Below are 21,965 nucleotides of genomic sequence, written 5' to 3'. Positions count from 1 at the left end.
TATATTATTTATACCTAAGTACTTAAGACGTACTCAAATTAACCATATACCTAAAAATGAAAAAGGCGCCTAAAGCGCCTTTTCCTGACTTCTCAAAAGATTAGCCCATACGGCGAGCTTGTTGTTCTTTCAATAAATCTTCGTAAGATACTGCTTTGTCAGTCACTTTAGCAGAAGCTAAGATGTGATCAACAACTTGATCTTCTAACACAACAGCTTCAATTTGAGCGCGTTGTTGAGCATCATTTTTGAAGTATTCAATCACTTCAGTTGGATCTTCATAAGAAGAAGCCATGTCGTCGATGTAAGCATCAACACGTGCTTGGTCAACTTCAAGTTTAGCATCAGCTAATACTTTGCTTACCAATACGCCAAGCTTAACAGAACGTTCTGCTTGTTCTTTGAACAATTCGTCAGGAAGCATGCTCTTGTCAAAAGATTGCGCGCCCGCACCACCAAATTGTTGAGTGAATTGTTGAACCATTTGTTGACGTTGACGGTCAATTTCTTGAGCAACCATGGCAGCTGGAACTTCAATTTCGTTAGCAGCAACAAGAGCATCAAATGCAGCTTGTTTAACTTGGTTACGTAAACCATTGCGAACTTCACGTTCCATGTTTTTACGAACGTCAGCTTTTAATTTTTCAATGCCTTCTTCTTCAGAAACACCGAAGATTTTTAAGAATTCAGCATCAATCTCTGGAAGTTTAGGCTTTTCAACTTGCTTCACAGTGATTTTGAACTGAGCTGCTTTACCCGCTAAGTTTTCAGCTTGGTAATCTTCAGGGAAAGTTACATCAATAACTTTCTCTTCACCAGCTTTCATGCCAATGATGCCGTCTTCGAAGCCAGGAATCATACGGCCTGAACCTAACACAAGTTTAAAGTCTTCAGCAGAACCGCCTTCGAACTTCTCACCGTCGATAGAACCTTCGAAGTCAAAAGTCACTTGCATGTCTTTTTTCGCCATACCCTTGGTTACAGCCCAAGTTTGACGTTGCTTTTGCAAGTTTTCGATCATGGTGTCAACGTCAGCGTCTTTAATTTCAGCTGTTTTACGTTCAACTTCCAAACCGTCAAATGCTTTTACTTCAACTTCAGGATAAACTTCTACAGTTGCTTCAAAAACTAAAGCATCTTCTTTGTGTTCAACTTTCTCAATGTTCGGCATACCTACCGCATTGATTTTTTCTTGTTGAATTGCTTCAAATACGCTGTCACGAATGATGTCATTCACAACTTCTTGATAAATACTTGCACCGTATTCGCGGCGAACAACGTTTGCAGGTACTTTGCCCGGACGGAAGCCGTTGATCTTCACAGTTTTGGCAGTGCGCTTCAAACGAGCTTCAAATTGCTCGTTAATACGGCTCGTCGGTACAGAAACATTTAAACGACGGGCAACGCCCGAAACCGCTTCAGTCGTTACTTGCATGGCTTCCTCGATAAAAATTAGTTAGTAGGAACAGTTTTTAAAAAAGTGCTGTATTATATGACAACTTTCAAGATATACAAAATTAACCGATCAGATCATAAAATTGAAGGACGTATTTTTAGGAAATTTCACAGTAATTTTATGATTTTTTAATTTTTTTTAATGCAACGTTAAGCAAAAGTAATTTTTTAACTATCCTTTACAAATCTAAAATTACAATTAATTTTAATAAAGTTATCGTTTTTCTAAACAGTTAAGTTTAATCAATTAATTAGGGCCAATTTGTAACTAAAAGTGATTAAAACTTTCACATTTTCTTCATAATTCTATCGGCAAATCCAATTAACACAAACTGTACATATAAATAAGAATTATTATTATTCGCATAACGTTTATATTTAAGTCCTGAAAGTCATGTCATTGATTAGAACACGTAAAAAAATTGTTTCCTCTGCAATCGCCTCATCGCTCTCGATGATAGCAACAACTGCGATGGCGCAAGAAGCAGTTTCGCAATTACCAACTATCCATACTAAAGCGACTCAAGAAGAATCTTTAAAGGTTGATCAATCAGCAAACTCTAAATTTGTTGCTCCCCTTCTAGATACTCCTAAATCAGTATCAGTTATCTCAAAACAACTTATAGAAGATACAAAAGTAACAACTTTAGCAGATGCATTGCGTACTGTTCCTGGCATTACTTTAGGTGCAGGTGAAGGCGGTAATCCGAATGGTGATCGACCTTTCATCCGTGGTTATAGTTCAGAAAGCTCTATGTATATTGATGGTATCCGCAACTCTACCTCACAAAACCGTGAAATGTTTGCGGTCGAGCAAGTAGAGGTAACCAAAGGTTCCGCATCAGCAATGGGTGGTGCAGGTTCAGTTGGTGGCAGCATCAATATGATTTCCAAGGTAGCTAAAAAGGGTGATTTTCTAGAAGGCTCAGTAGCCGCTGGTACTGATAACTACCAACGTATCACTTTAGATGGTAATAAAGATTTTGGAAATGGCATTGCAGCACGTGTAGCTGTTTTGGGACATCAAAATGAAAAGGCTGGCCAAAGTAATGGGGCTGAATATAAACGTGTTGGTATTGCACCAAGTATTACTTTTGGCTTAGATACACCGACACGTGCAACTTTGAGCTACTATTATTTACAAACTGATGATAAACCTGATTCAGGTATTCCTTATTGGGATTCATCTCTTGGAAAAGCTCAAGGTAAACCGGCTGAAGTCAAACAAGGTACATATTACGGCTGGAAAGATCGAGATTTTCAAAAGCAAGAAAATCACATCGGTACAATTAAATTAGAACACGACCTTACCGACAATATAACTATTACTAATACGGCCATGTATGCCAAATCAAAAAATGATTATGTCTGGACAAACCCAGATGACTCAAAAGGTAATGTTGGCAAAGGTCTTGTTTGGCATCGTTTGAACTCAGCTATTACAGATAGTGAGACATTTACCGATCAATTAGCACTTACAGGTAAATTTGATACTGGCTTCTTAAAGCACAGATTTAATGTAGGAGCAGAGTACAGCAAACAAAAAACTGATAAAGGCGGCTATAACATTATTGATGCCAAAGGTAATGTTTCTAGTACTGGCTTCTATAGCGATTGTTCAGACTTATCAACAAATTGGTGTACTTCGCTCAATGGTCCAACTCAAAAGCCATTTGTTGACCGTTTACAAGCACGCCCAGACTTTGATGCAACTGTAGAAAGTACTTCTGTCTACTTACTCGACAATATTGAGATCACACCAAAATGGTTATTAGATCTTGGCCTACGTTGGGATAAGTTTGAAGCTGAACAAAACTTCTTAGCCACTTCTAGTGCAGCGGCCTATACAGCAAAAAATGATTCAGATTTCGTGACCTATCAAGCGGGCATTACATTTAAACCAACAGAGAATGGCTCAATTTATACAAGCTATGCAACCTCAGCTAGTCCAGTCGGCTTAAATGCAGGTTGGGGGGATAATAGCGAAACAATTAATGCCAATAATCAAATGATTGATCCCGAAGAGGCACAAACATTTGAAATCGGTACGAAATGGGATTTCCTAGATAACCACCTAAATTTAACAGCTGCTATTTTCCGTACTGAAAAACAAAATACACGTGTACAAATCGACCCAACTACTTATGCAAATGTAGGTGAAAGTAAAGTTGATGGTTTTGAATTAGGCTTAAATGGTGAAATTACTGATAAATGGAACATTTCAGCTGGCTATACTTATTTAGACAGTGAACTAACCAAAAATGGTAAATCTTGCCGTAGCGGAAAATGTACTGACCAATCCATTTATAATGGCAACCAAATGCCAAACGTACCTAAGCAAGCTGCTACGTTATGGACTACCTATAAAGTACTTCCACAATTGACGGTAGGCGCTGGCGCTGTTTACTCTGACAAAGTATATGGTGATGTAGCGAATACTAAATGGGTTCCATCTTACGTACGTTACGATGCGATGGCACGTTACAACGTAAATAAAAATGTTGATCTTCAATTAAATATCAACAACCTATCTGATAAGCGCTATTTCACTAAAGCTTACGCTTCTCACTATGCAACAGAAGCAGAAGGCCGTAGTGCAGTTCTAGCAGTTAACTTTAAATACTAAGTTAACCTAAAATCCCATAATATTTTTATGGTTTATAATATAAAATAGCCTCTCTTGTTAGAGGCTATTTTAATTTTCTACTATTATTACTCGCAGGTATCACCGTGATCCATCATATTCCCAATGTCTTGAGTAAAGAGCAGGTCCAATATTTTCGTAATGAAATGGATAAAATTGAATGGGTCAATGGCAAAGTAACCGCTGGTACACTCTCTGCAACTGTAAAACGCAATCAGCAGCTACCTGAAGATCACCCTCTTACTCACCATCTCAGCAATATTATTCTTGAGGCACTAGGCACACACCCTTTATTTTTATCTGCTGCAATTCCACTTGATATCATCCCTCCTCTTTTTAATCGTTATGAGAATCAGGAGTCTTTTGGTTTCCATGTAGATAATTCTATCCGACGCATACGTGGTACAAACGAACGGCTTAGAACTGATTTGTCATGCACTTTATTTTTAAGCGAACCTGAAGAATATGAAGGTGGTGATCTGGTCGTGGAAGACACTTATGGTTATCACGAAGTGAAACTCCCAGCAGGAGATATGATTTTATATCCATCCACCAGCTTACATGAAGTGACTGCAATTACTTCTGGCTGCCGTATTGCTTCTTTTTTCTGGGTGCAAAGTATGGTTCGTGATGACGCCGAGCGACATATGCTTTTTAACTTAGATCAAACGGTACAAAACCTAAGAATGCAACTGGGTGATAATCATAGCGAAGTAATTAAACTGACTAACCTTTACCATAATCTCATGCGTAAATGGGCTGAACTGTAACACTATTTATTTTTGCCTTATTTTAGCTAATTAATTATTTTTATCTCAATAAGGCAAAATAATGAAAATTATTTTCGACAAAATATAAAACAATGCAAAATTAGAAAATTATTTTCTAAACACTGAAATTAAAATCTTTATAAGACTTTTGCACAACGTGTAATCATCGTTTAGATGTGGTATATCTAAACAATAAGCATATTTGCAAACCACCAAACTTACTATTTCATGGTCTATAGATGAAAACGAATTACTTGTTTGCCCAGCCTACTCAAGCAAGACATCATCTCGAACTCCTGATGCTGCGCCTCGCGCGCGTATAAATTTTTGTCTGTATTTTAGAGCAGACCTTTTCAAATTCCCTTTAATTTTTCTGTATTAGATACCATATATAACTGTAGACGTTGCCTTTCACACGATACTTGACGCAACCGTGCTACGAGATAAGGAGTTTTCTCATGATGTTGGCTGACCCTAGCAAAAAATACCGCCGTATGTACCAGCGAGTCGATTTACCAGATCGCCAATGGCCAAATAATGAAATTACAAAAGCGCCAATCTGGATGAGCACGGATTTACGTGATGGTAACCAAGCAATTTTTGAACCGATGAACATGGAACAAAAGTTCAAAATGTTCAAAATGCTTGTAAAAATCGGTTTTAAACATATTGAAATCGGCTTCCCTTCTGCGTCTCAAATTGACTTCGATTTTACTCGTATGTTGATCGAAGAAAATCATATTCCTGATGATGTATACATTGAAGTATTGGTTCAGGCACGTGACCATTTAATTGAGCGTACTTTCGAAGCTTTAGCAGGTGCTAAGCGTGCAATTGTGCACATTTATAACTCTAACTCTCCAACTTTCCGTCAAAAAGTGTTGAATGTAGATATTAATGGCGCAAAACAGTTGGCGGTGAATGCAGCTCAGAAAGTGAAAGAATATGCTGCGCAATATCCTGAAACTGACTGGATTTTCCAGTATAGCCCAGAATGCTTCTCTGCAACTGAATTAGAAGTAGCAAAAGAAGTCTGTGATGCGGTTACAGAAATTTGGGATGCACGTCCAGATCATAAAGTTATTTTGAACTTACCTGCGACTGTCGAAGTTTCAACACCAAATGTTTATGCAGACCAAATCGAATGGATGCATCGTAATTTGGCACGTCGTGATGGCGTGATTATTTCTGTTCACTGTCACAATGACCGTGGCTGTGGTATTGCTGCATCAGAACTTGCCATTATGGCAGGTGCCGACCGTGTTGAAGGCTGCGTATTTGGTAACGGCGAACGTACCGGTAACGTTGACGTTGCTGCAATTGCATTGAACATGTACACCCAAGGTGTAGCACCAGAGTTAGATTTCTCTAATATTAATGAAGTCATTGCAACGGTTGAAGAATGTACTGGTTTACCTGTACACCCTCGTCATCCATATGCAGGTGACTTGGTATTTACTGCATTCTCTGGTTCGCATCAGGACGCAATCAAAAAAGGCTTTGAATACCAGAAAAACGAAGAAATCTGGGATATGCCTTACTTACCAATCGATCCGAAAGATTTGGGCCGCGACTATGATGCTGTCATTCGTGTAAATAGTCAGTCTGGTAAAGGCGGTATCGCTTACTTATTAGAATCAAACTATAACGTTGTATTGCCTCGTCGCTTACAAATCGAATTTAGTCAAGTTGTTCAACAATATACTGATGAGAATGGTACAGAGATTAGCGCTAAACAAATCTGGACCTTATTTAAAGACACGTATGTTGAAGTGAAAAACCACCATTACACGGTCAAAAACTATAAGTTATCTGACATTAATGGTACTCAAATTATTGAACTTGAGATTGATGTTGAAGGTGAAACTCAACAATTACGTGGCGAAGGTAATGGTCCAATCTCTGCATTCTTAAATGCACTTCAATTACCAATTGATGTATTGAACTACGAAGAACGCAGTATTAGTTCAGGTGCAAATGCCAAAGCATTAACCTTAATTGAACTTCAAGTGAAAGGTACAGGCAGAGGCTCATTTGGTGCAGGTGTTCACGACAACACAGTCACTTCATCTATTGAAGCTATTATTGCATGTACCAACCGTTTGATTGATCAAGGTGTTTTAAGTACAGATCAGGTTGTTGCCGCCGCTGTTTAATTAAAAAAAAGACTTTGGAAAGGATACCTAGCTTGGTATCCTTTCTTTTTATTCCTGAAAGATTTAAAAGGCGAAATGTTCCCGTGTCTTTTCCAGCTGACTCAGTGGGGTTAGTCACTCCGCAAAAGTTCCAATTTGAAGAACCCTTACATCTTGAATGTGGCCGTGTTTTACCGCGCTTTGAGTTAATGGTTGAAACTTACGGCACTTTAAATGCAGATAAATCAAATGCGATTTTAATCTGCCATGCCCTTTCCGGACATCATCATGCAGCGGGTTATCACCATGAAGATGATAAAAAAGCTGGATGGTGGGATAGCTGTATTGGCCCGGGCAAGGCAATCGACACAAATAAATTTTTTGTAGTTGCGCTTAATAATATTGGCGGATGTAGTGGATCAACTGGTCCAACTTCACCAAATCCTGAAAATGACAATCGTCCCTATGGTCCAGATTTCCCGTTAGTAACGGTCCGTGACTGGGTCAAAACTCAAGCCATGCTTTCTGACCGCTTAGGAATAAGTGTCTGGTATGCGGTGGTCGGTGGTTCTTTGGGTGGCATGCAGGCATTACAATGGTCGGTAGACTACCCTGACCGTTTACAAAAATGTGTCGTTATTGCCAGTGCGCCAAAGCTTTCAGCACAAAATATTGCGTTTAACGAAGTGGCACGTCAGTCCATTCTGTCTGACCCGGACTTCCATCATGGTCGTTATTTGGAAAATGATAGCTATCCGAAGCGTGGTCTAATTTTGGCTCGTATGGTCGGCCATATTACCTATCTTTCTGAAGAAGCCATGAAACAAAAATTTGGTCGTGATTTAAAATCCGGCAAGTTTATGTATGGTTTTGATGTCGAGTTTCAGGTCGAAAGTTATCTCCGTTATCAAGGTGAACAGTTTAGTCGTAACTTTGATGCCAATACTTATCTCATTATGACCAAAGCTTTGGATTATTTTGATCCATCGCGTGAGTACGGTCACTCGCTTACAGAAGCGATGAGTAAAACCAAATGCCAGTTTCTGATTGTCTCATTCACCACTGACTGGCGTTTTGCACCAAGTCGCTCACAAGAAATTGTAGATGCACTCATTACCAATCATAAACCGGTAAGTTATCTTGATATTGATGCTGAACAAGGTCATGACTCGTTCTTATTCCCGATTCCACTGTATGTCAAAACACTGCGCGCTTTCTTAGGCGGTGAAGAACATTTAAAATCGACTTCACTGGAGGCAAGCTAATGCGTATTGATCAACAACTAGCAGAAAAGTGGATTAAACCCGGCTCTAGCGTACTCGATTTAGGGTGTGGTGACGGTGAATTACTCGCTCATATGAGCCAAAAGCATCAAATTCGTGCTTATGGTTTAGAAATTGATCAAGAAAAGATTGCAATTGCCGTCAGTCGCGGGTTAAATATTATTCAACAAGATTTGAATCTCGGTTTAAGCCGTTTTGCCGACCAGTCTTTTGACTATGTGGTTATGGCACAGGCTTTGCAAGCCGTAGATGCACCCGATGTTTTATTAAGAGACATGGTGCGTGTGGGTAAACAGGCCATTATCACTTTTCCAAACTTTGCACACTGGAAGACTCGCTCTTTTCTAGCATTAAAAGGGATGATGCCTGTATCGGATGCTCTACCATATATGTGGTATAACACCCCCAACATTCATTTATGTACGTTTAAAGATTTCGAAGCACTATGTGCGGAAAATCAAATACAAATTATTAATCGACTCGCCGTCAATGGAAACCAGCAGGGAAGCCTGTTAAGCAAACATGTTCCGAATTTGTTTGGTGAAGTCGCTATTTATCGAGTGAGTGCACTATGAAAAAGACATTATTTAGCACACTAATTGCAGGACTGCTAAGTATGCAGGCTCATGCAGATTATATCGCCCAGCCACAATCGGTTGCGAGCCAAGCTGCGCGCTTCTCCACAATGGGGATTCATGACCTTCAAAAAGCTGCTCAAGCGGGTCAAGCTGGAGCACAGTTTTATCTTGGTACACGTTATCAATACGGCAAAGATGTAGCAAAAGACGATAAACAAGCATTTGCATGGTTTAAAGCTGCTGCTGATCAAGGTCTTTCACCTGCGCAATTAAATGTTGGCCGTATGTATGCTGATGGTATTGGCGTTAAGAAAGACGAAGCTATGGCTCGTAAATATTTCGAAAAAGCGGCAAGTAACGGCGATAACCGTGCAAGCTACAACCTCGCGATGATGGAAGAGCAAAAGAAAAACTACGTAGGTGCTTACCAGTGGTATGAACTTTCAACTCGTGATGGCATGCTCGACAATAAAGTGATTAGCTTATCTGAAGGTAAAAAGACGGCTCTTGCTGCAAACTTAACTCAAGAGCAAATCCGTATGGCACGTGACCGCGCGGATAAATGGATTCAAGCACAATAATAATCCAGCTTATACTTACTCGACTAAAACCACCTTATATCACCTATAAGGTGGTTTTAGTTTTTTAAGCTTCTAATTTTATATTCCATTTGTTTTGCTCTATATCCCCTTTCAAAAAACACGTAACATAGCTCACGTTCAATATTGGTTATAAAGTTTGGTTATCTTATGTCTACCCCACATTGGTTTGATCAGGGCTCTTTAGTCCTTGCAAGTAACAACAAAGGTAAAGTCGCAGAGTTTGAAAAACTTTTTGAACAGCTCAAGTTGCCTGTAGAAATTATTCCTCAGGGTCACCTAAATATTCCCGACGCCATTGAAGACGGCTTAAGCTTTATTGAAAATGCCATTATTAAAGCGCGTCATGCCTCTAAAATTTCAGGTAAACCTGCTATGGCTGACGACTCTGGTATTTGTGTACCAGTCTTAGGCGGCGCACCTGGTATTTATTCAGCACGTTATGCTGGAGAACACGGTGACGATGCAGCGAACAATGCCAAATTATTAAATGATCTTTTACCATTTCGTAAAAATGGTGAAGTGATTGAAGGCATGTTTGTGTGTGTACTTGCTCTAGTAACGCATGCGGAAGATCCATTGCCACAAATTTTCCAAGGCATCTGGCATGGTGAAATTTTAGAAGCGCCACGTGGTGAAAATGGTTTTGGCTATGACCCACTGTTCTGGTTGCCAGAGCTACAAGTTTCTAGCGCTGAGTTGTCTAAAGAAGATAAGAATAAGATTAGTCATCGTGGGCAAGCGATGCAGTTATTTAGAGAGAGCTTGCAGAAGTAGGCTGATCACACGGCCAAACTATACAGCGTTAAAACAGATTAAACTTTGTATAGGCGAACCTTACTTTTCAAAGATGAAAAGTAAGCAAAAATCTTTTGTTAGACTGATGGCACTTCCCTGTGCCACAGTCTAACTGGCGGCATCCATGCCGCCTTCGCACCAGCAAGTGCAGGAAACTTATAATTAAATAATTAATTAGACGAACAAGTGTAAAAACACTGCATAAATCGCAATACACACACAACTCACAATCGTCCCTGAAGCAATATAAGCAGCAGATCTACCCGTCCCTTGATAATGAGTTTCTAGAGCTACAATATTGGCTGCTGGCGGCAGACAGAACATTAAAAACATTACACCGATGTGCTGATTTATATTTGGAATCTGTAAAAATCTATAACTTAATCCACAAAGTACAAATCCACAGGCCACTTTAAATGCTTGAGCTTTTGTACTGTAAATTAAATCTTTTGCATAAACTCTGGTACGGCGCAGCCACATTCCAAGCACACACATACCTGCAAAAGTCATTGCAAATTTAGCAACCTCATAAACCCAATGTATAGCAGGGCTTTCGATATGTTGGGTCCCTAAAAGTCTGAGTACAACAGCACAGAATATCGATATACAAGGCGGAGAAGTTAAAACCTTTTTTAATATATTGAGCTTACTTTGCGGTGCCGTAGTAACGGCAGTCACAGCCCAAGCATTGCCAAAAAGCGACATTCCAATATATAAAGCAACAATTGGAGCAGTTGCTTCAGGACCGAATAAAGCCATAGCAAAAGGAAAACCAAGCCATCCCATGTTGGTATAACTTACGCAAAGTGCCAATAAGCGGTCTTTAAATAAAGCCAGATAAGCAAAGAAAATAATGAACGCCGAACCAAAACTAAAGAGCATTAAGCTCAAGCTTCCCGATTGATAAAAGACCATGTTGTAAATAATCACAATCGGAATCAGGAGTCGTGCAAGCCAAGCTGAGAGAATAGGTTTTACGGTTTCTGAAATGGAGGTCTGAGCAAGTAGAAGTCCTGTGATAAATGCCAATACAGGCAGTAATAATGCCACGCTCTCTCCTCTCGCTCGTCAAAATCAGCTTGTTATGCTACACCTTTTGATTTTGAAATGTATGATCTATTTCAAGTAAATTCGTCTAAGAACGAAGCTCGATAAAATTTAAAAATCCTCCCAAAAAATATTTTTAAAAATCTGATCGTAAGTGTCTACTTATAAATATTGTCTTAAAAATGAAATATAAATGTCACATTCCTGTCATGGCAACCTGTTGATATAAAGCGAACTAAAAAGAGGTATAAAATCATGGCTGGTTTATCTATTTGGCATGTCGTTATTTTCGCAATTGTCGTTATTTTATTGTTCGGTACATCTAAGCTAAAAAATATCGGTAAAGATGTAGGCGGTGCAGTAAGAGATTTTAAAAAGTCAGTTCGTGAAGAAGACGAAGCTGCATCTTTAAATAGCCCTCGTACAATTGATGCACAAGTTAAAACATCTGAAAGCACATCAGTGAAAAGCTAAAGGTTTGACCCATGCTTGATGTAGGAATGACAGAGTTACTCTGTTTTGCAATTATTGCAATTTTAGTTTTAGGTCCAGAGAAGCTTCCAGAAGCTGCACGCTTTGCAGGTCGCTGGTATGTTCGACTAAAACGCTATATTACGAATCTGCAAAACGAGATTGATCAGGAGCTACGTCTGTCTGAGTTCCGCAAAGAAATGCAAGAGGAACTTAACCGCATTGAAGCATTGGAACGTAAAGTACAACAACAGCTTGAAGAAATACAAAAACAGCAGGTTTCAGAATCTTTAGAAGCAACTGAAACAGCTAAAACAACACAAAAGCCTATTCGGAAATGTACTCCTATATCGGGCCATTACAAAGTGCCGTATCTGACTAAAGTTACGCCTTTGGCTCCTCAAACTGATATTTCAGAAACATCTCCTGTTGAATTGAAGATTGCCGTATGAATCAACTGCCTTCAACCGCTGTAAATAGTCAAGAAAACCTAGACCAAATGCCAATCATGAATCATTTGGTGGTTTTAAGACGTCATTTATTTAGGATTGTAGGGGTAACATTATTCTTATTTTTTTGTTTACTGCCCTTTCGAAATCATACTTATCAATTATTATCTGAGCCTCTAAGGTTACAACTTCCTGCCTCATCTTCCATGATTGCAACGGATGTTACAGCAACCTTTATGGCACCATTTAAACTTAATTTATTTGTTGCGCTCATGCTGGCAATGCCATTTATTCTTTATGAAATATGGTCTTTTGTTCGCCCGGCGCTTTATCAAAAAGAGCGTCATTTAGCGCTGCCGTTACTGATTGGTAGTATTATTTTATTTTATGCAGGTGTCGCTTTTGCTTATTACATTACCCTGCCTGCCATATTACATTTCTTTATTAGCGTTTCACCTGAAACGGTAGCACCAATGACCGACATTAATAGTTATTTAAGCTTCTGCTTAAAGCTATTTTTGGTGTTTGGTGTCACTTTTGAAATTCCTATCGCAACCTTGCTACTCATTTTGATTGGTGTGGTAAATACGCAAAGCCTTGCTGAAAAACGACGTTTTATTATTGTAGGATGCTTCTTTGTAGCGATGTTTATTACCCCACCCGATGCGATTTCAATGGTGATGCTAGCAATTCCAATGTGGCTACTTTTCGAAATAGGTTTACTCTTCGGCAAAATTCTTGAAAAAAGAAAAACTCATTCTGCTGAATAAAAATAATATAAAAAAGCCTGAACTAAGAAGTTCAGGCTTTTTTATGTAGAACGCTTTTTAATCTACAAAGCAATAAACTGTCTTCAAAGTGACTTAAAAATGTAAGAAAAGTGTCATTTTCAATCCATAGAATCGACTCAACAAATATACACACAAAAGTTACGGATTTATTATGACCACTGCTTCTAACCACCCAACACGTCGCGATATTTTAAAATGGTTTACGGGGATCCCTTTTCTTCCATTAGGTGCGATGGCTACGGCAGCAACGTTAGCAGGTTGTAACGATAGCGATAACGACTCATCTATTGTCACTCCGTCAAAGCCAATTAACTTTAAGAATGCAACGTTCACTTCAATGCCAGCTCCTTCAACGGTAGCAGATATTGCCACAACAGCATGTGCATCAAAACTTGCTATTTCATGGGAAGACGGCAGCAAAACAGAATATCAACTCGCTTACAAACCATTCTTCTTAACAGGTACAGAAGTGCCTGATGGTAAAGGAGGAAAAGTCATCGCGGGTGGTTATTACGATATTAATAATAAGCCAATTATTGATAAATCAGTTGCAGGTAAAGAACGTCAATTCTTCTCTGACTGCCCAGATGGTAGTTCTCTCATTAGTTTCAAACAAGCAACAGGCAAAGATTTCACAGATGCTGACAAAAAAGCATTAGGTGTAACCGGTAACCCAGTGTTCCATGTGGTCCAATTTGAATATCTATCAAAAGACCAAAATGGTGGTGATACTTACGGTAAATTATCATCTCCGATTGCTGTCTTAACTTTAGATCAAGATCCAAAGACAGGTCACTTAACTTTAATTAAATACCATAACGTTGATACTTCAAGTGCACATGGGCTATGGATTACTTGTGGTGCAAGTTTATCTCCATGGGGAACTCATCTTTCTAGTGAAGAATACGAACCAGATGCTTTTGACCAAAAATTAGGTCAATCACTTTCAACACTTAAAGCCTTCAGTAAAAATATATATGGCGATGAAAACATTGCCAATCCATATAACTATGGCCACTTGCCAGAAATTACCGTAAATGCAGATGGTACTGGTCGCGTTACAAAGCACTATTGTTTAGGTCGTATTTCACACGAACTTGTACAGGTTTTCCCTGATAACCGCACTGTGTTAATGGGCGATGACTATACCAACGGTGGCCTATTTATGTTCGTTGCAGATAAGGAGAAAGATTTATCTGCAGGTACACTCTACGTTGCAAAATATACAACGATACTTAGTGATACAACGACTGGTCAGATTTCTTGGATCAGACTTGGTCATGCAACAAGTGCCGAGATTGAAAACCTCATCAAGAGCGGCATTAAAGGAACTGATATTTTTGAGTCAGTTCTACAAATTGCTAAATATCCAAGCGATGCAACAACAGCAGAGAAAGAGGCTATTGATGCAGGCGACAAAGGTACTCCTGAACAACAAGCTTTAGCCAAAGCTGCAAAAGAGCGTTTAAAACTACAACAAACTGCCCAAAAAGCAGAATTGGAAGCTCAAGGTTTTAAATTTACTTATTTAAGTAAAACTGGCGTATATCTCAAGCTTAAAGATAATAGCGACAGAACTAAACTTGCAGCGGCTTTCCTTGAAACACACCGTTATGCTGCTTACATGGGTGCTTCAATGGCATTGACCAAAAATGAAGGCACAACAGTCAATATTGCAGATAAAAAAGCTTATTCAGCTTTAGCTAATATTGTCGACTCAATGGTTGAAGGTGGTAGCGGTTATCTTGCTGAGCACAACGTTAAATTCCCGAAAATCACTGCTGGTGGTATTTTGGAGCACACATTAACTGGTGGACAGAAAGACAGCTCAAATGTTGCAATCAATAGTGAGTGGGTACCTAGCCAATCTAACCTTCTCATTAAAGGTAAAGATATTAGCTTTGACAGCTTAGGGAACACCGCTGACCCAGAGCAAATTGCTAGCCCTGATAACTTGAAGTTCTCAGAAAAGCTTCGCACTTTATTTATCGGTGAAGACTCTGGTAACCACTTAAATAACTTCTTATGGGCTTATAACGTTGATACCAAACAGCTCATCCGTATTTTATCTACACCGGCAGGTGCTGAATCGACGGGTCTACATGCAGTCGACGAGGTAAACGGTTGGACTTACATCATGAGTAACTTCCAGCATCCAGGTGACGAATGGAACCGTTTCTACAAAGAAAAAGATGGTGTTCGTACTGGTATTAGCGCAGATTTACTTGCTCAAATTGATACTGCAATTAATACAAATTACAGTAATAAATTTGCAGCAGCAGTTGGCTATATCACTGCCGACCCAATTGCACCATCTGTTGTGAAGAAATAATTTCTTTCAACACTATAAAAGAGGCCTGCTTTATGCAGGTTTCTTTTATTTTTAAAGTCTCATTAAAAAAATAAAATTCCTTCAACCTTTCACTAAACGGTCAAATATTTCATTAACTTATCATCAAAACGTCAAAGCCTCGTCACATTCACAAACTAAGCTCATGAAGACTTTTAGAACAATCTCTTTATTTACTTAGGAATTTCCCATGACAGAGCTGACGCCATATCATGAAGACCAAGAATTGGATAATAATACTTCTGACAATATCCACTTTCGTGACATTTTAGAACAACACATCAGTCGTCGTAGTTTAATCACCAAAGCAGCAAGCGGTGCAGTAGCACTGACTTTAGCTTCTACTTTAACTGGCTGTAATGATAACGATGATGACTCTGGCTCTAATAATGGTGGAACCACACCTGTAGATCCAAATAAAAAACCGGAAAAACTCACATTTACGCCTGTAGCTAAAAATTTAAATGATATTGTGACTGTACCTGAAGGTTATGAAGCTAATGTCATCTACGCTTTAGGTGACTCAATCAATCCAAGAGTTGGAGATTGGGACGACAATAATATTCCATCTGGCCCAAGCTTCCAGTTTCGCTCTGGCGACTGCCATGACGGCATGCATTATTTTGGCTTAAACACATCAACAAACCGCTTTGACGAGACTGTGTCAGCACAAGGTTTGTTGGTGATGAATCACGAATATATTAATCAGACCTTCCTTCATCCCAAAGGTCCTACAAAAGTGGATGGACGTCGCCCTGAAGATGAAGTCATTCGTGAAACCAATGCACATGGGGTTTCTGTAATTCATATTAAAAAAGATCCAACCACTCAAAAAGTAGAGATTGTTAAAAACTCTATTTTTAATCGTCGTATTACAGCTTCTACAGTTATGGAGTTTGCAGGTGCTGCAGCGGGTTCAAGCCTGCTTGCAACTCGCTTCTCACCTGCTGGACGTCAAACACGTGGCACTCATAATAACTGCGGTAACGGTTATACACCTTGGGGCACTTATTTAACCACTGAAGAAAACTTTATTGGTTATTTCCAACGTTCGGGTAGCGATGAATATGCACGTACAGATGCAGAAAAAATTGCATTAAAACGTTATGGTTTAGGCGTTAAAAAAGATGAACCTTATCTGTATGAGAAAGATGAAAAAGGTGCACCTAAAAAAGATAAAGATGGCAAGATCATTTACTTAAAAGATAAAAATGGTGAGTTAATCCCTAACGTTGATGAACAAGGGCGACAAATTTATTTAGGCACAAGTTCGCGTTACGGCTGGGAAACAGCAATTGGTCAAGTAGAGTCACAAGACTTGTATGATCGCTGGAATGCCGATGTAAAAGCAGCTCAAGCTACCCAAGATTACCGAAATGGGCCAAATACATTTGGCTGGATGGTTGAGATTGATCCATTTGATGGACGCCAAAATCCGGTTAAGCGTACTTCATTAGGCCGTTTCGCACATGAAGACAGTGCTTGCCGTGCCGTAGTAGGTCAACCATTAGCATTTTATATGGGTGATGACTCTCGTGGTGAATACATCTATAAATTCGTTTCAACCGCTGTGTGGGACACCAAAGATATAAACGGTGGTTATACAGCTGGCGACAAATACATGAATGCAGGCAAATTGTATGTTGCTAAGTTTAATAACGATGGCTCAGGTCAATGGATTGAACTTGCTTATGGCAAAAATGGCTTAAATGAAAGCAACACCACCTACCCGTTTAAGTCACAGGCAGACGTTGTTACATTTGCACGCTTAGCAGCAGATTCTGTAGGCGCTACAAAAATGGACCGCCCAGAATGGTGTACGATCAATCCATTAAATGGTGAAATTTATGTCACACTCACCAATAACTCAAATCGTGGTAAAGACTATGCAACTGATGCAGCTAACCCACGCAACTATACAGACCTATATGCAGGCACAAAAGAACAAAAAGGAAACGTAAACGGTCATATTATCCGTTTTAAAGAAACTGATGATAAAACGACTGCTGAAACCTTCAAATGGGATATCTATTTATTTGGCGCAGAAGCAGCAATGGCTTCAAACATCAACTTATCTGGCTTAACAGATAACAATGATTTTTCATCTCCGGATGGTATGTGGTTTGACCCACGCGGTGTTCTCTGGATTGAAACCGATGACGGCGCTTACACTGATGTTACTAACTGTATGATGCTTGCAGCTCTGCCGGGTCAAATCGGTGATGGTGGTACAGCAACAACTTCAAATGGTCAGCAGACCATAACAGGTGCCAAAGTTACAGACGCAACATTACGTCGTTTCTTAGTCGGACCAAAGCAATGTGAAATTACTGGTATTGCCATGACTCCTGACTACAAAGCAATTTTCATTAATGTTCAGCACCCTGGTGAAGATTCACCAAGTTACGCAAAACCAGAAAGTAACTGGCCTGCCACACAAAAAGACCCAAGCAATAAAACTGCGCGCCCACGCTCAGCAACTGTTGTGATTACCCGTAAAGATGGCGGCGTTATTGCCGGTTAATTGATTTACCCAAAAAAATGCCGATCACTTGATCGGCATTTTTCTAACGGTTTAAAAGCACCTGTTGCTGCACAATTTGACCACTATGTTCACCTTGCTGGGTCTTTTCCAACCATATCCATTCATTATTGGTCATTCTTAAAAAATTCGAACACCGTGTTCCATATACGGGGCTTTGAATAAAAGTCGATGACAATAATTCTTCCATTTCCGGCTGAATGCCCGTGTTTGGCAACAATGCTGTGGTGACCTTACGCTCATCTTCTAAAATATCCCACGCTGCATGCTGCAAACTTAACTCTTCTGTTTTGTGCTGATGCATAGGCAAGAACTCTTGCGTAAAACGTGTACGTAAATGTCTGGTTTTTTCCCAGTGATCGGACATTAAACCATTCGAAACCACATATACGCCGTTGGCTAATACTTGAGGAGCCTCACCGCGGTTACTCATATAGACCGCCTGATCAGCAGTTCCCATAAACAGGTTAAAACCAGCAAAGTTCTGTTGCTGTTGTTCTAATTGCTGAGCAAAGCGAATCGGTAACAAATCAGACTCTAAAAAAGCCTGAACCAAATGACCACGAGAGGTCTCATATTGTTTTTTATCACGTCCATCACGGAAATTGGTTAACACAGCCCATCGGCCCTGCGGCGTAACACCCATCCAAGTACCACCCGACTGTAAGTCTTGCCCTGCAATGATTGGTGTATGTTCCCATTGATGCAACAATGCGGTTGGTCGATGATAAAATTCATCACGATTTGAAATCAGACACAAGGGCATATCATCCAGAACATGCCATGCTAAAGCCACAATACACATTGATTCTTGTTCCCTATGTTTACACATTGAATGTACAACATTTTTCACATCATTCCGCTACAATCTGTCAAAACGTAAGATCAAGGAGCAGCAATGCTGACCTATCCTAATATCGATCCGGTCGCAATACATCTAGGACCTCTTCAAGTCCATTGGTATGGACTCATGTATTTATTGGCATTTTTATGTGCTTGGGGGCTTGCTTCCTACCGTGCCAAACAGCGTGATGGCTGGACATCGGACATGGTTTCCGATCTGGTGTTTTACGGCGCCTTAGGTGTTGTACTCGGCGGACGTATCGGCTATGTGCTTTTCTATGAGTTTGACAAATTCCTTGAAAACCCAATCTGGTTATTCCAAGTCTGGACAGGTGGTATGAGCTTCCACGGCGGCTTCTTAGGCGTCATGATCGCAATGCTATTCTGGTGTAAAAAATATCAAAAAACATGGTTCCAGACACTCGACTTTGTTGCCCCATGTGTACCGACAGGCTTAATGTTCGGTCGTATTGGTAACTTTATTGGCGGAGAGTTATATGGCCGTGCGGTCACAGATCCGAATTATCCATTCGGAATGATTTTCCCAACCGATCCATTACATCTGGTTCGTCACCCTTCTCAAATCTACCAAGCGCTTTGCGAAGGACTATTACTCTTTATTATTTTGTGGTGGTTTAGCTCAAAACCACGCCCACGTATGGCTGTATCTGCCCTATTTTTAATGGGTTATGGTGTTGCACGCTTTGTGATGGAATTCTTCCGTCAACCGGATGCCGACCAAGGTTTCATCTTGTTTGGCTGGATGACGAAAGGACAAATCCTCACCGTTCCAATGCTACTGATAGGCCTTTGGATGATGTGGTATGCCTACCAAAAGAAAATTTATGACTGGGGCCCTCAAAAGAACAGTTAACATCTAAATCAGAGGAGTTTCGGCTCCTCTTTTTTATGCTACAGTTTTTATCTCCCAAGAAAGAAGATTCGCCATGCTGGAATTCTGGTTTAATACGCAAGTCCCGACTTTTAAAAAATTGATCATTTTAATTATTACCCTCTTAATCTGTATTGGGTTATATCAATATCAACCATTGCCTTTAGATACCATTTTAATGTTTACAGGAACTGGGGTTATTTTTTTAATCTGCCGTTACTTTAAATTGCATTTTGCTCAAAGTAACCCGACTGGTTTACTTTACCGCCTATTTACGTGGGTTCCTATCGCTCTTTTATTTGCACTTATCTTTGTAAAAACCATGCCTAACTTGCTGATCTGGGGCGTTCAAGGAATCGCATTTATGGCGCTTGCTGCTTTTATTTTTTCACCCCAATCGTTATTTAACAAATAGGCTCATTTTTATGTTGGCTTATTGGTATAACGCACCGCGTCACATCAAACTCATCTTCATTATTGTCGTTTGTGCTGCAATTTATGCAGCCAATCAGGTACAGCCTTTATCGCCGACTTACACTGTTCTTAGCCTCGTGTTAGGTTTTGGGCTTCATTTCGGGCAATATTTACAAACAAAAATTCCAGAGCACAGTTCATATAAACTTAAGCTCCAGTTTCTGCTTAGAATTTACCCTCTCATTATTGTAGCTATTATAATGTGGTTACTGCCCCCTCAACACAATTGGATCGCAACACTACAAGCTTTAGGCTTTGTACTGGTTGGATTTTTTCTTGTTCCGATTTATCAAAATCGGGCCAAACGTTTTTAAACAGTAAATGTAGCTCTCTTTCCTACCTATCGTTAAAGCATGCTATTATCTTCCACGGTTTATTAATCCATGAACCGTCTCCCCTTTTATTTTATGGAAATTAATCCGAACTCGAGAGTGTTATGCGTGCATATTTAGACCTTCTACAACATATCCTTGATAATGGCGGTGACAAAGGCGACCGTACAGGCACAGGAACCCGTTCTGTATTTGGTCATCAAATGCGTTTTGATCTCTCTAAGGGTTTTCCTTTACTCACCACAAAAAAAGTTCACTTTCGTTCTATCGTGATTGAGTTACTTTGGTTCTTAAAAGGCGATACTAACGTTAAGTACTTACAAGACAATAAAGTCACCATTTGGGATGAATGGGCCACAGCAGAACAAACTGCCCGTTTCGGCCGCCCAGAACATGAGCTTGGCCCAGTTTATGGCCATCAATGGCGTAATTTCGGCGCAACTAAAAATGCCGATGGTACTTATAACCAAGATGGTTTTGACCAAATTAAATGGTTAATTAATGAAATTAAAACCAACCCAAATTCACGCCGTTTAATTGTCTCTGGCTGGAACCCAAATGAGGCTGGACAAGTTGCTTTACCGCCTTGCCATACGCTCTTCCAATTCTTCGTACAAGACAACAAGTTGTCATGCCAGCTTTATCAACGTAGTGCTGACGTATTCTTAGGCGTGCCATTTAATATTGCCAGCTATGCCCTACTCACCCATATGATTGCTCAAGTGTGTGGCTTAGGTGTTGGTGATTTTGTTTGGACAGGTGGCGATACGCATCTTTATGCCAACCATTTTGAGCAGGCAAAACTACAATTGACGCGTGAGCCATTACCACTTTGCCAATTAAAACTTAATCCGGATGTTAAAGATATTTTCGACTTCAAATTTGAAGACATCGAGATTGTAGGTTACGAGTCACATCCGGCAATTAAAGCACCAGTTGCAGTATAACGACGGCTTAAATTTCATTAGATTACGGTTTAGAGAATAAGATTATGGCATGGCAAAATGTAGAAGTTGTCCACGTTGTCGCAATGGACAAAAATCACTGTATTGGTAAAGGCAATGCGTTGCCATGGCATATCTCTGCCGACTTAAAACACTTTAAAGAAATCACACAAGGTGGTGTGGTGATCATGGGCCGCAAAACGCTTGAGTCTATGGGCCGTGCTCTACCGAACCGTGTGAACTGGGTAATTACCCGTGACATTAACTGGCATTTTGACGGCGTAAAAATTGCGTATTCAATTGAAGATGCTTTAAATGCTGCTTTAGAAGATGCCAAAAACACCGAAAAGCAAGCTTTATTCATTATTGGTGGTGGTGAAATCTTTAAGCAAACCTTGTCAATTGCAGACCGTCTTGAGCTCACTCATGTTGACTTAGATGTACAAGGTGATGCACATTATCCAACAATACCGAGTGAATTTCACAAAACTGCAAGCGAACAGCAAGTAGATGAAAAATCAGGAACTTCATTCGAATTTGCCACTTATAAAAAATAATTTTCTGGTCG

At 39.8% G+C, this 21,965-nt stretch carries 20 protein-coding genes; 17 read left to right on the top strand and 3 right to left on the bottom strand.

What is annotated here, in order from left to right:
* Window positions 1-100: 100 nt before the first annotated feature.
* The gene (tig, locus tag MKL36_RS02100) at window positions 101-1,435 is read right to left on the bottom strand and encodes a trigger factor (protein ID WP_001198432.1); all 1,335 of its coding nucleotides are present in this window, start codon (window positions 1,433-1,435) and stop codon (window positions 101-103) included.
* 414 nt (window positions 1,436-1,849) lie between these two features.
* On the opposite strand from tig, the gene MKL36_RS02095 reads away from it, so the two are divergent.
* From MKL36_RS02095 to rdgB, 7 genes are all read left to right on the top strand, one after another.
* Window positions 1,850-4,081 carry a TonB-dependent receptor gene (locus tag MKL36_RS02095; protein ID WP_002072256.1) on the top strand — a complete coding sequence of 744 codons (2,232 nt, stop codon included), beginning with the start codon at window positions 1,850-1,852 and terminating at the stop codon, window positions 4,079-4,081.
* A 104-nt stretch (window positions 4,082-4,185) separates the two neighbouring features.
* Entirely contained in the window at window positions 4,186-4,869 is a 684-nt protein-coding gene (locus MKL36_RS02090; RefSeq protein WP_001984475.1) for a Fe2+-dependent dioxygenase, read from the top strand.
* A 458-nt stretch (window positions 4,870-5,327) separates the two neighbouring features.
* Window positions 5,328-7,025, top strand: a complete 1,698-nt coding sequence (gene leuA, locus MKL36_RS02085; RefSeq protein WP_000978837.1) for a 2-isopropylmalate synthase — start codon at window positions 5,328-5,330, stop codon at window positions 7,023-7,025.
* A gap of 83 nt (window positions 7,026-7,108) precedes the next feature.
* Entirely contained in the window at window positions 7,109-8,269 is a 1,161-nt protein-coding gene (gene metX / locus MKL36_RS02080) for a homoserine O-succinyltransferase MetX (protein WP_000009640.1), read from the top strand.
* Entirely contained in the window at window positions 8,269-8,862 is a 594-nt protein-coding gene (gene metW / locus MKL36_RS02075) for a methionine biosynthesis protein MetW (protein WP_001217230.1), read from the top strand. Before metX ends, metW begins: the two co-directional genes overlap by 1 nt.
* Window positions 8,859-9,446, top strand: coding sequence for a tetratricopeptide repeat protein (locus tag MKL36_RS02070; RefSeq protein ID WP_000751692.1), 588 nt, complete (start codon window positions 8,859-8,861; stop codon window positions 9,444-9,446). The genes metW and MKL36_RS02070 overlap by 4 nt, the downstream gene beginning before the upstream one ends.
* Window positions 9,447-9,614: 168 nt before the next feature.
* Window positions 9,615-10,241, top strand: a complete 627-nt coding sequence (gene rdgB, locus MKL36_RS02065; protein ID WP_021511345.1) for an RdgB/HAM1 family non-canonical purine NTP pyrophosphatase — start codon at window positions 9,615-9,617, stop codon at window positions 10,239-10,241.
* A gap of 195 nt (window positions 10,242-10,436) precedes the next feature.
* On the opposite strand, the gene MKL36_RS02060 is transcribed toward rdgB, so the two are convergent.
* Window positions 10,437-11,312, bottom strand: coding sequence for an AEC family transporter (locus MKL36_RS02060; protein WP_021511346.1), 876 nt, complete (start codon window positions 11,310-11,312; stop codon window positions 10,437-10,439).
* A 252-nt stretch (window positions 11,313-11,564) separates the two neighbouring features.
* On the opposite strand from MKL36_RS02060, the gene MKL36_RS02055 reads away from it, so the two are divergent.
* The 5 genes from MKL36_RS02055 to MKL36_RS02035 all read left to right on the top strand — a co-directional run bounded on the left by MKL36_RS02055 (window position 11,565) and on the right by MKL36_RS02035 (window position 17,894).
* Window positions 11,565-11,783: a Sec-independent protein translocase subunit TatA gene (locus MKL36_RS02055; protein ID WP_000908081.1), complete on the top strand. Its 219-nt coding sequence runs from the start codon at window positions 11,565-11,567 to the stop codon at window positions 11,781-11,783.
* Window positions 11,784-11,794: 11 nt separating this feature from the next.
* On the top strand, window positions 11,795-12,232 hold the full coding sequence (gene tatB, locus MKL36_RS02050) for a Sec-independent protein translocase protein TatB (protein WP_000887761.1): 438 nt from the start codon (window positions 11,795-11,797) through the stop codon (window positions 12,230-12,232).
* Window positions 12,229-12,999, top strand: coding sequence for a twin-arginine translocase subunit TatC (tatC, locus tag MKL36_RS02045; protein ID WP_001072722.1), 771 nt, complete (start codon window positions 12,229-12,231; stop codon window positions 12,997-12,999). Before tatB ends, tatC begins: the two co-directional genes overlap by 4 nt.
* A 172-nt stretch (window positions 13,000-13,171) precedes the next feature.
* Window positions 13,172-15,352 carry a PhoX family protein gene (locus tag MKL36_RS02040; RefSeq protein ID WP_021511347.1) on the top strand — a complete coding sequence of 727 codons (2,181 nt, stop codon included), beginning with the start codon at window positions 13,172-13,174 and terminating at the stop codon, window positions 15,350-15,352.
* Between the two features lie 208 nt (window positions 15,353-15,560).
* Complete coding sequence (locus tag MKL36_RS02035; RefSeq protein WP_021511348.1) at window positions 15,561-17,894, top strand: PhoX family protein; 2,334 nt, start codon at window positions 15,561-15,563, stop codon at window positions 17,892-17,894.
* 43 nt (window positions 17,895-17,937) lie between these two features.
* Here MKL36_RS02035 and MKL36_RS02030 read toward each other — a convergent pair whose 3' ends face one another.
* Entirely contained in the window at window positions 17,938-18,717 is a 780-nt protein-coding gene (locus tag MKL36_RS02030; protein ID WP_000335019.1) for an NRDE family protein, read from the bottom strand.
* Between the two features lie 93 nt (window positions 18,718-18,810).
* Between MKL36_RS02030 and lgt the strand changes: the two genes are divergently transcribed.
* From lgt to MKL36_RS02005, 5 genes are all read left to right on the top strand, one after another.
* Entirely contained in the window at window positions 18,811-19,629 is an 819-nt protein-coding gene (gene lgt / locus MKL36_RS02025) for a prolipoprotein diacylglyceryl transferase (RefSeq protein ID WP_000959085.1), read from the top strand.
* 73 nt (window positions 19,630-19,702) lie between these two features.
* Window positions 19,703-20,062 carry a hypothetical protein gene (locus MKL36_RS02020; protein ID WP_000889270.1) on the top strand — a complete coding sequence of 120 codons (360 nt, stop codon included), beginning with the start codon at window positions 19,703-19,705 and terminating at the stop codon, window positions 20,060-20,062.
* A gap of 10 nt (window positions 20,063-20,072) precedes the next feature.
* Complete coding sequence (locus MKL36_RS02015; protein ID WP_021511349.1) at window positions 20,073-20,435, top strand: hypothetical protein; 363 nt, start codon at window positions 20,073-20,075, stop codon at window positions 20,433-20,435.
* A gap of 122 nt (window positions 20,436-20,557) precedes the next feature.
* On the top strand, window positions 20,558-21,400 hold the full coding sequence (thyA, locus tag MKL36_RS02010; protein WP_001203168.1) for a thymidylate synthase: 843 nt from the start codon (window positions 20,558-20,560) through the stop codon (window positions 21,398-21,400).
* 44 nt (window positions 21,401-21,444) lie between these two features.
* Window positions 21,445-21,954, top strand: a complete 510-nt coding sequence (locus MKL36_RS02005; RefSeq protein ID WP_000312548.1) for a dihydrofolate reductase — start codon at window positions 21,445-21,447, stop codon at window positions 21,952-21,954.
* The last annotated feature ends 11 nt before the right edge of the window (window positions 21,955-21,965 follow it).

It is taken from the genome of Acinetobacter sp. AOR12_HL (assembly GCF_027855275.1).
GTDB classification, from domain to species: Bacteria; Pseudomonadota; Gammaproteobacteria; order Pseudomonadales; family Moraxellaceae; genus Acinetobacter; species Acinetobacter baumannii.
The sequence above is the reverse complement of the archived record's forward strand: the minus strand, read 5'-3'. Positions and strand labels throughout refer to the sequence as shown.